Below are 11472 nucleotides of genomic sequence, written 5' to 3' on the forward strand. Positions count from 1 at the left end.
TATCGTCTTTCGTCAGGAGTTTGCTTGCCGGTGTGGTCAGGAGTTCATGGCTCGGCGGATCGCGTCTGCGACGACGTCCACGGCGGGCGGCGCCACGACGGAGTAGTGATCGCCGGGCACGGCTTCGACGCTTGCGTCTTCGTCGCCCAGCAGTTCCACCCAGGCCGCGGCGGTTTTCTCGTCCGCCCCGCCGTCCGCCGCGCGCAGCAGCAGGGTGCGGACCCCGGACGGGGCCGGGCAGTGGGCCTCCAGGAGGCGCGAGTTGGCCATGAATCGCTCGATGATGCGGTGGAAGGCCTCGGCGCCGATGTCCGACGGCAACACGCCGGCGCTCACCAGGGACCGGCGCAGGGACTGGATGCGGTCGGGGTGCGCGGACGGCACCTCGCCGCCGTCCCCGTCCCCGCCGGTGTCCGCCGCGGAGCGCGGCGTCCAGTCGCTGCCCGACAGTCCGGCCAGGTCGCGGGCGAACCATTCGAGCAGGTCCTCGTCGCCGAGCGGACCGCTGTACGACGGGCCCGGCGGTTCGAGCAGGTCCACCGCGACGACCAGGTCCGCCATTCGGCCCGACGCGGCCAGCAGCCGGGACATCTCGATCGCGACCACACCGCCCATCGACCAGCCGCCGAGCATCCAGGGGCCGTCCGGCTGGACCGAGACGACCTCCTCGACGTAGTGGGCGGCCAGGTCGGTCAGCGTCGGCGCGTCCAGGTCGTCAGGGGTCTGCAGCGCATAGAACGGGCGGTCGCCACCGACCCGCGCGGCCAGTTCCGCGTAGCAGAGCACGTCGCCGCCGACCGGGTGCACGAAGAACAGCGGCGGCAGTTCGCCTTCCGTGCGCACCTGCACCAGAGCCTCGCGACGGTGTGTGCTGCCGAGGTCGGCCAGCGCCTCTGCCAGCTGGGCGATGGTCGGCCGGGCGAACAGCAGGGAGACCGGCAGCACCCGCTCCCACTCGGCCTCGATGCGGGCCATCAGCCGCACCGCGGTGAGTGAATCGCCGCCCAGGGCGAAGAACCCGGCGTCCGCGGTGACCAGCGTCGGGTCGAAGAACTCGGCCCAGATCGCGGCCAGTCGGGTCTCGGTCTCGCCTTCGGGTGCCCGGCCGGCAGCCTCGCCGAGGGCCAGGGACGGGTCGGGCAGCGCACCGCGGTTCACCTTGCCGTTGGCGGTGAGCGGCATCTCGTCGAGCTGCACGAACTGCTTCGGCACCATGTACTCCGGCAGCACGGCGCGCAACGCCGACTCGATCTTGCCGGTGTCCGGGTCGGCGTCGGGCTGGTGGACCACGTAGGCAACCAGCCGCTTGGGACCCTGCCGCTCGCCGAGCGCCTGCACCACGGTGGCGCGCACGCCGTCGCAGTGCGAGATCGCTGCTTCGATCTCACCCAGCTCGATGCGGTACCCCTGCACCTTGACCTGGTCGTCCTCGCGGCCGAGGAACTCGATCACGCCGTCGGGCCGGTACCGGCCCAGGTCACCGGTGCGGTAGAGCCGTTCACCGGTGGCCGGGTGCCGGACGAACGAGGCGCGCGTCTTCTCCCCGTCGGCGTGGTACCCGCGGGCCAGGCCCTCGCCGCCGATGTAGAGCTGGCCGGGCACCAAGGCCGGGCGCGGGCGCAGCTGCTCGTCGAGCACGTGGAACTGCTGATTGCGCATCGGCACGCCGTACGGGACGCTCGTCCACTGCGGGTCGACGCTTTCGATCGGGTACCAGATCGACCAGATCGACGCCTCGGTCGCACCGCCCAGGCTCCATATCGCCGCGCCGGGCAGCCCGCGCCGGATCAGATCCGGCAGGGTCACCGGTATCCAGTCGCCGCTCATCATCACGACGCGGACCAGCTCCGGCGCCTGCGCGGTAGGCGAGGCGAGGTGCTGGGCGAACAGCTCCATCAGGGCAGGGGCGCTGTTCCAGATCGTCACGCCGTGTTTCCTGGCGAGTTCGGCCCACCGGGACGGTTCGTGCGCGGAGTCCGGATCAGGAAGCACGATCGCGCCGCCGGCGGACAGCATGCCGAACACGTCGTACACGGACAGGTCGAAGTTGAACGCCGACAGGGCGAGCACACGATCCTGGTCGGTCACGGCGAACCGGTCGTTGACGTCCGCGATGGTGTTGCCGGCCGCCCGGTGCTCGATCATCACCCCCTTGGGGGTTCCGGTGCTGCCGGAGGTGAAGATGACGTACGCCAGGTCGCCCGGGTCCGCGGAGGACGGGGGAGCCGGCGCGTCGGAGAGCGCGGCGAGCGTCTCGTCGTCGACCACGAGCCGTTCCACGCCTTCGGGCCACGACTCGTCCGTCGGCCCGCCGGGCTGGGTGAGCGCCAAGGTGATGCCGGAGGTCCCGCACAGTGTGCGCAACCGTTCGGCCGGGACCGAGGCGTCGATCGGCACGTAGGCGGCACCCGCCTTGAGGATGCCGAGTGCTCCGGCGACCTGCTCCCAGCCCTTGTGCATCACCACGCCGATCAACTGCTCGGGGGCGGTGCCGCGTTCGCGCAGCCAGTTCCCTATCCGATTCGACAGCGCGTCGAGCTCACCGTAGGTGAGGCTCCGGTCGGGCGTGATCACGGCTGTCCGCTCGGGCCGTTCGGCCGCGTTGGCCATGAACCCGTCGTGCAGCAGCCCCTCGGGCCGCGGGCCGGCGGTGGCGTTGACGCGCTGCCGTACAGCGAGCTCCTTCTGCCCCAGGAGCGGGGCGATCGGGCTGTTCCAGGCCGCAGGCGAGGCGGCCAGCTCGTTGAGGAGGCTGACATAAGCGGCATGCATCGCGTCGATCAGGCCGGCCGGGAAGAGCTCTTCCACCACGTCCCAGTTGACGATCAGCTCTCCGTCGTCCTCGATCACCTGGTGGTCGAGCCACACCTGCGGGGTGCGGATGGCGCTGGAGACCTCGCGGCCGCTGTCGCCGAGGGAAAGCAGGTGCTGAACCAGGCCGGTACCCGCGGCGCGCGTGTCACGGGCGGCGAAGTTCACCGTGCTGGCGAACACGACCGGAACGGATGCGCGCACCGACTCGCCGCGCTGCTGGTTCATCTCCCGCAGCACGCGGACACCGCTCACCCGGCTGTGCTCGAGGTCCTGCCACAGCTGCTGCTGCACCTTCACGGCACGTTCGCCGAACGGGGTGCTGCCGCCCGCGTGCACCTCCAGCAGGATGGTCGAGCTGAAGTTGCCCACGATCGAGTCCACCTGCGGATGCAGCGGCATCCGGTTGAAGAAGAGCATGTTCAGGGTGAAGTCGGGCTTCTTGCTCCACTGCGCGATCACCTCGGTGTACGCGGCGCAGATCGCTGCGGACGCGGTGACCCCGGCCGCCTTCGCATGCTCCCGGAACGCTGTCCAGGCTTCGCGGTCGAGCCGGTGCTCGCGGTGCACGAAGTGCGGCCGGTGCACGGTGGCGGGGTCGCGTGCCAGCGGCAGTTCGGGTGCGGGCGGCATCTGAGCGACCCGGCCGCGCCAGTACTCGAGCGAGGCCGCGTACTCCGGGCCCTGCTCCAGTTCCTTGGCCGCGGTGACGTAGTCGCGGAAGGTGATCTCCGCGGGCTCGTCCAGCTCCTCGCCGCGGACGGACTGCGCCCATTCGCGGAACACCGTCGACGCGCCCCACGCGTCGCTGATCAGCGCCTCGTGCGCGACATGCAGGCGGATGCGCCCCTCGCCCAGGATGCTGGCGCGAACGTCGAACAGCGGCCATTGGTCCGCGTCGAGGACCTGGTCGCGCATCTCCTCGTGCAGGGCGGCCAGCTTCTGGTCGCGGGTGCCGGCTTCGAGCCCCGACACGTCGTAGGTGCGGATCTCGTAACGCGGCACCTCGGGCAGGACGCGCTGGGTGCTGTCGTTGTTGATGACGGCCCTGAGCATGTCGTGGCGGGCTATCAGCGCGTTGAGCTTGTCGGCCAGGAGGCCGAGGTCGGCGCCTTCGAGGTCGACCTCGGTGAAGAAGTAGGTCGAGACGTTCCCGAGCTCGAACGCGTCCGTGCGGCCGATCAGGTAGGCCTGCTGAAGGTCGGTCAGCGGGAACGGTTCGAACCGCGCGTCCGGGTCGGGCACGATCCGCGGCGGCTCGTCCGCCGGCAGTTCGAGGCTCGCGGCCGCGCCCGGATCAGCGCCCTCCACGGTGTCCCCGCCGGTCGGCTCGCCGAGCGCGTCGAGCACCAGATCGGTCAGGCCGTTGATGTCGCAGCCCTCGATGAAGGCGACCAGCGGCAGCGAGACGGACAGCTGGCGGGTCAACTGGTCGTTGGCCTGCAGCGCCATCAGCGAGTCGAGCCCCAGGGCCGGGAGCGGCTCGTCGAGGTCGAGGTCCTCGGCGCGGGAACCGAGCACGCCCGCGATGGTTCCGGTGACCAGCCTCAGGGTTTCGGCCGATCGCTCGTTCGAGGGCAGGGCGAGGATGCGGGCGCGTGCCGCACCGGCCGCTCCGGTCTGCCTGGCGGACGGCGCGACTGCGGGGCGGGCCGGACCGTTCTTCTTCGCGTCACTGCTCTGACGCGTGACCGCGTCCTTGTCCGCGCGCTTCATGTACACGCCGTCGGCCGACAGCACCGGGGTGCCCTCGGCGTCACGCACGTCGAGCGTCGCGGTGAGTACGTCGCCGGCGTAGCCGGACCGGGTCACCGTGACACGGCAGTAGAGCTCACGGCCGTCGTGACCGTGGAACGTGAGGCGGTCGATGCCGAGAAGCATGTAGGCCTCGTCCGGCGTGCCGCCTTCGGGCATGCAGCTGATCAGCATCTGCAGCAGCGAGTCGGTCACGCCCGGGTGCAGCAGATACGGGTCCGCCTCGCCGGCCGCGGCCTGCCGTATCCGGGCAACGGCCTCACCGGGCCGGTGCCAGATGTGGTCGATCCAGCGGGCCGAACCGCCCAGGTAGATCGTGCGCTGCCAGAGCTGCCTGTAGTGGTCCTCGCCGCTGGTCTGCTGCGCGAACTCGGCGGCCAGCTCCGCTTCGTCGATGGCCGCGCCGGCCGTCCCGGGCGCGGCCGGGCCGAGGCGTCCCTGGGCGTGCAGCACCCAGGCGGCGGAGTCGCCGGCGCTCTCAGGGCGGGCGAAGAAGCGGTAGGCGTAACGCGCCTCGTCGAGGGGTTCGAGCGCCAGCTGTCCGGCGCACACCTCACTGGCTATCAGGCTCTGGGGAATCGAGTAGTCCTCGATGGCTATCGGCCCGGTCACGCCTTCCCGCCGCGCGGCCGACAGGGCCACGTCGAGGTAGACGCCGGCGTTGACCACCGGCATGCCGTCCATGACACAGTCACGCAGGCACGCGTGCGCCGCAGGGTCGATCCGTGCGTCGAAGAGACGGCTGTCCAGAGCACACGGGATCGATGCGCCGAGCAGCGCGCCGCCGGTGCCGGCCCCGGAAGCACCCGTCGTGGCGATGGGCAGGGGCCCATTCGCCGCGGAGGCCGGGGAAGCCGGAGCCGCCGCGTCCGGAGTCCGCTCGCTCGGGGTGTACCAGTGCCGATCGGGCCGGAACGGGTACGTGGGTGCGGCGACCTTGCGGCGGCCGCGGCCGGCGTCGACCTTCGCCCAGTCCACCGGAACGCCGCGGGTGTGCAGTGCGGCCAGGCCGTTGAGCATCACCCGGTTGTCGTCCTGCTTCTGCCGCAGCGAGGGCAGGAACAGGAGGTCGGGGCCGGAATCGGACTGCGGGGCGAACCGTGTGGCCATGCCGCTGAGCACGGGGCTCGGCCCGACCTCGATGAACACGGTGCATCCGGAGTCGAACACGGCCTGCATCCCGCGGTGGAAGTCCACCGGGGCCAGCGCGTGCCGGCGCCAGTACGCGGCGCCGATACAGCCTTCGCCGCTGAGGGACTTGCCGGTCACGTTCGAGAACAACGGAATCTGCGGAGCCCGGTACACGATCTTCTCGGCCTCGGCCTCGAACGGGTCGAGCATCGGCTCCATGAGCGGCGAGTGGAAGGCCTTGGAGGTCTTGATCGGCCTTGAGTTGATGCCCGCTTCGGTGAGGACAGGCAGGAAACGCTCCATCGCCTCCGGCGCACCGGCCACCACGACGCTCTGCGGGCCGTTGACCGCGCTGAGCGAGAGCCCCTCCCCGGCCTGGGCGAGCAGTTCGCGCACACGCTGGGTCTCGGCGAACACGGTGACCATCGCGCCCGCGGGAGTCAGCTCCTGCATGAGCCGGCCGCGGTGGGCGGCCAGCAGCGCGCCCTCGGTCCAGTCCATCGCCCCGGCCACACAGGCCGCGGCGAGCTCGCCGACGCTGTGGCCGAGCAGGGCGGCCGGCTCGACGCCCCAGGAGCGCCACAGCCGGGCGACGGCGTACTCGAGAATGAACAGGGCCGGCTGGGTGTAGCGGGTCTCGTCGATGAGTCCGGCGTCGAGCGAGCCGTCGAGCATCAGCGGCAGCAAGCGGCGGCCCAGCACGGGCTCGAGCAGTTCGTCGGCCTGGTCGAACAGCTCGCGCACCAACGGCTCGGTCCGGTACAGCGAGGCAGCCATCGGCGCGTACTGCGAACCCTGGCCGGTGAACAGGAAGGCGACCCGAGGCCGCGCAGAGGCGCTCACCCGGCCCGTATGCACGTACGGCGAGGTGTCTTCGGCCGGCAGCTCGATCGCCTCGGCAAGACCTTCGCGCAGAGCCTGTGCGGTCTGGCCGACCACGGCGGCCCGGAAGGGGAGCACGGCGCGGCCCACAGCCGCGGTGTGACACAGGTCGGGCAACTCCTGCTCGTCCGCGGCCGCCAGGCGGTCCTGGTAGGCGCGCACCAGCTCGTCCAGGGCCGCGGAGCTCTTCGCGGACAGGGCCAGCAGATGGTCCTTGCGCGGCTCGGGCGCGTCCGCGCTCGCCTCCGGTGCCGGCGGCTCGCCGACCACCACGTGCGCGTTGGTGCCGCTGACACCGAACCCGCTGACTCCGGCGACCCGGGGCCCGGGCCCGGCGGGGAAGGCGGTCGGCTCGACCGGGATGCGCAGGTGGAGCTGGTCCAGATCGATCGCCGGGTTGACGGTGGTCATGTTCAGGTGCGGCGGCACGGTGCCGTGCCGCACCGTCATCAGTGCCTTGATGAGTCCTACGACGCCGGCCGCGGCTTCCAGATGGCCGAAGTTGGTCTTGGCCGAACCGACCAGCGGGGGCTCCGAACCGGCCGGTGCGCCGAGCGCGGCGCGCAGCGCCCGCAGTTCGAGCGGGTCGCCGAGCGGGGTGCCGGTGCCGTGCGCCTCGATGTATCCGACGCGGTTGCCCTCGACCCGTGCCGCGCGGAGCGCTGCCCGCACCACGTCGGTCTGCGCTGCCGGGTTCGGCACGGTGATGCCGCTGCTGCGGCCGTCCTGGTTGACGGCGGAGCCGAGAATCAGCCCCTCGATACGGTCGTTGTCCGCGAGCGCGGTGGACAGTCGCTTGAGCACCACCACGCCGCAGCCCTCGCCTCGGCCGTAGCCGTCGGCCGACGCATCGAAGGTCTTACATCGGCCGTCCTCGGCGAGCATCCCGGCCTGAGTCATCAGCAGGAACCACTCGGGGCTCAGCAAAACGTTGACCCCGCCGGCCAGCGCCATCGAGGTCTCCCCGGAGCGCAGGCTCTGGCAGGCCAGGTGCACCGCGACCAGCGAGGAGGAGCAGGCGGTGTCCACGGACAGACTCGGGCCGCTCAGGCCGAGCCAGTAGGAGAGCCGGCCGGCCGCGAACGTCGAGGCGTTGCTGGTGGTGCAGTACATCTCCAGCTCGTCCGGGACGACCTGCTGCATCTGGCTCTGGGTGTAGTCGTAGGTGGTGACGCCCAGGTAGACACCGGTGGGGCTGCCGCCCAGGCGGTCCGGCGCCTGACCCGCGTGCTCCAGGGCCTCCCAGGCCACCTCCAGGAACATCCTCTGCTGCGGGTCGAGAGCGGCGGCCTCGCGCGGAGAGATACCGAAGAACCCGGCGTCGAAGCGGTCGACCTCGTCGAGGAAACCGCCGCCCGCCACGCCGCCCCACCGCTTCGGGTCCCAGCGCTCCGGTGGGACCGGCACGGTCCCGCTCTTGCTCCGGAGCAGGAAATCCCAGTACTGTTCCGGGCTTCGTACGCCGCCGGGCAGCCTGCAGCCCATGCCGATCACGGCGATCGGCTCGGTCTTGGCCTGCTCCGCCTCGTCGAGGCGTGCCCGCAGTGTGCGTATTTGCACCAGGCTCCGGGCCAGCACCTCGCGGGCCGCACTGGGCTCAGCTGTGTCGATGGTCATAGCCCTTCCCTTAACCCTCACTAGTCGATTTCCGCGCTGAGGAGAATGATCAGATCTTCTTCCGACAGGCCTTCGGTATCCGCGAGTTGAGCTGCGTCCACCTTCAGGGCCTCGGCCTCGGAGACGGACGCCTCGGGAGTCCCGGCCACGGGGACGGGCTCGGGGACGGGCACCTCAACGGTCTCGGCCTCGGGTACGGCCACCTCGGCCAGGTGCCCGGCGAGCGCGTTGACCGAACCGTGTTCGAACATCACCGTTGCCGGGAGCGGTATGCCGAGGGCGGCGACAATCCGCGCATGCACGTTCGTCGCCATGAGCGAGTCCATGCCGAGCTGGAAGAAGCCCGCGTCCGGGTCGAGCTCCCGGGAGTCGAACTCCAAGGCCGCGGCCACCAGGCCGAGGACGAACTCCGCTGCGGCCGGCACCCGTTCGGCCGGCGGCAGCGTACGCAGTCGCCCGGCCAGCGCGGCATCGACGGACACGCGGCGCCGCTGCGGCGCGGCCGGTTTCGGTGCCTGCAGGACGGCCGGTGTGTCGCGCTCGCGGTACCAGAGCTGCTCGTGCTGCCACGGCTGAGGCGGCAGCGGCACGGCCCGGTCGAGCGGACCGAGCATCGCGTCGAAACGTATCCGCATGCCTGCGCAGTGCAGCGCCGCGGCGCCCAGCAGCAGGGGTTCCCCGGCTGAGGCGCCCGAGTTCGGTGCGGGCACGGCCGGCCCTTGCACCCCGGCGTCGGCGAGTGCCCGCTGAAGGCTGCCGGCGAGCGGCTGCCTCGGACTCAAGTCGACGAACGCGCCGGCACCGAGGCCGAGAGCGGTCTGCGCCGCGTCCCAGAAGCGGACCGTGCGCCGCATGTTCTCGAACCAGTGCTCGGGCCCGAAGCCGGTGCCTTCGCGGACCTGCCCGGTCACGGTGGAGATGATCTGCGGATCTGCCTGCCGCGGAGTCAGCCCGGACAGCGCGGCGAGCAGTCCCTCGCGCATCTCGTCCATGGCCGAGCTGTGTGTCGCAACCGCCTGACTCACCAGCCGCGACGGGATGTTCTCCGCCTTGAGCTCGGCCGCCGCCTTCTCCAGCGCGTCCTGGGGGCCGGAGAGCGACGCGGAAAGCGGCCCTTCCGACGAGGCCAGCGCGAGCCCGTCGAAGCGCCGGGCCAGATCGGCGAGCCGGTCAGCCGACGCGGCGACCGCGAGCATTCCTCCGTGACCCCGCCGAGCCTCGACCGCTGCGCTCTGCGCGCAGATCACCCGGGCGCCCTCGGTTCGGTCGAGCACCCCGGAGAAACGGGCCGCGGCCACCTCGCCGAACCCGTGACCGATGACGGCCAGGGGGCGGACCCCCGCCTCCGTCCACCAGGCGGCCAGGGCGAGGCTGATCGCGTACCGCACCGGCTGCACCAGGTCGATCCGTTGCTCGTCATCGATGCCCTCGATGAGTTCGTGGATGCCGCGACCGAGCCATGGGCGCAAAGCGTCGTCGCAGTCGTCGAGCATCTCCCGGAAGGCGGAGCCGGTCTGCGACAACTGCCGCGCGGTCTCTGCCCAGCCGCTCGGCGCGTGCGCCGAGAAGGCGAACACCGCGCCGGGCGGCGCATCGCCGGCGCGCCCGCTCACCACACCGGGTGCGAAGCCGGACTCCGACCAGGCGGCGAGGCGATCCGCCGCCTCGCGCGCGGAGCCGGCCACCACGGCGAGACGGTGTTCCTGGTGCGTGCGCCGGACGCTCGCCGTGTGCGCGATGGCCCGGAACTCCTCGTCACCGGCCGGGGCCCCGTGCAGGAAGTCCCGGTGCGCGGCGGCAGTCGAGGCCAGCAGCTCCTCGGTGCGGGCGGATATCGCCACGGTGTACGGCGGCGGCGACGGCGCTGGGGCGGGCGCGGCCGGGGATGCGGGCGCGGGGGCCGGGCCGAGGATCGCGTGCGCGTTCGTCCCGCCGGCGCCGAAGGCGCTGACCGCCGCGTGCCGGAAGCGCTCGGGTGCCGTCCAGTCCTGCGCCTGTTCGGCGATGGCCAGCCGCGTGCCGGCCAGGTCGATGTTCGGGTTGAGGCGGTCGAAGTTCAGATTGGCGATGGTCCGGCCGTGCTTGAGGCACAGAGCGGCCTTCACCAGCCCGGCCAGTCCGGCAGCCGACTCCAGGTGGCCGATGTTGGTCTTCACCGAGCCGAGCACACAGGGCGGCGCCCCGTCCGCCCGCCCGTAGGTCGCCGCCAGCGCCTCGACCTCGATGGGGTCACCGAGAACCGTGCCCGTGCCGTGCGCCTCGACGAGGGTGATCTGCTCCGGTTCGAGGGAGGCGGCCTTGAGCGCCTGGCGGATCACCGCCTGCTGCGCCCGGCCGTTCGGCGCGGTCTGACCGTTGCTCAGCCCGTCCTGGTTCACCGCGGACCCGCGGATCACCGCGATGACCGGGTCACCCGCGGCCACCGCGTCGCTGAGCCGGCGCAGTGCCACCGCGACCACACCCTCGCCGCGTGTGTATCCGCTCGCGGCAGCGTCGAAAGTGCGACATCGGCCGTCCGGGGACAGCGGCATGCCCTTCGCGTGGGCGACCGCCGTCGAAGGGGACAGGATCAGGTTCACGCCGCCGACCACTGCCAGGTCGCTCTCGCCGCTGCGCAGGCTCTGGCAGGCCAGGTGCACCGCGACGAGCGAGCTCGAGCAGGCGGTGTCCACGGTCAGACTCGGGCCGCTCAGGTCGAGCAGGTAGGAAAGCCGGTTCGCGATCAGCGAGTTGGTGCCGCCGGTGATCGTGTAGGTGTCCGCCCAGGACGGGTCCGCCACCTGGAGCTGGAGGTAGTCGGCGGAGTTCACTCCCACGAACACGCCCGTCGCGGTGCCGGCCAGCGCCTCCCGGGAGAGTCCGGCCCGGTCCAGCGCCTCCCAGGCGACCTCGAGGAACAGCCGCTGCTGCGGGTCCATCCGGGATGCCTCGCGCGGCGAGATGCCGAAGAAGTAGGGGTCGAACTCGTCGACGCCGTCGACGAAAGCGCCGTACTGCATGCGCATCCGGCCCGGCGCCTCCGGGTCCGGGTCGTAGAAGGACTGCGCGTCCCACCGCGAGGCGGGGATGGGCGTGATGGCGTCCACGCCGCCCGAGAGCAGGTCCCAGTAGTCCTCCATGGACCGGACGCCGCCCGGCAGCCGGCAGCCGATGCCGATCAGCGCGACCGGCTCGCTGCGGGTGCGTTCCAGCTTCTCGATGCGCTCCCGGAGGCGTGCGACGATTCGTGCGGCGTCGGGCGCAGGCCGGGACGCGACGATGGGGGAATCTGTCATG

Annotated in this window: 2 protein-coding genes; both read right to left on the minus strand. The window is 71.6% G+C overall.

Annotated elements, in window-relative coordinates:
• Window positions 1-36: 36 nt before the first annotated feature.
• Complete coding sequence (locus tag ACIOEW_RS33680; RefSeq protein ID WP_401968649.1) at window positions 37-8196, minus strand: amino acid adenylation domain-containing protein; 8160 nt, start codon at window positions 8194-8196, stop codon at window positions 37-39.
• Window positions 8197-8216: 20 nt separating this feature from the next.
• Window positions 8217-11471 (minus strand): type I polyketide synthase, encoded by a 3255-nt coding sequence (locus tag ACIOEW_RS33685; RefSeq protein WP_401968651.1) that lies wholly within the window; start codon window positions 11469-11471, stop codon window positions 8217-8219.
• Window position 11472: the final 1 nt, after the last annotated feature.

It is taken from the genome of Streptomyces sp. NPDC087901 (assembly GCF_044742205.1).
GTDB lineage: Bacteria > Actinomycetota > Actinomycetes > Streptomycetales > Streptomycetaceae > Streptomyces.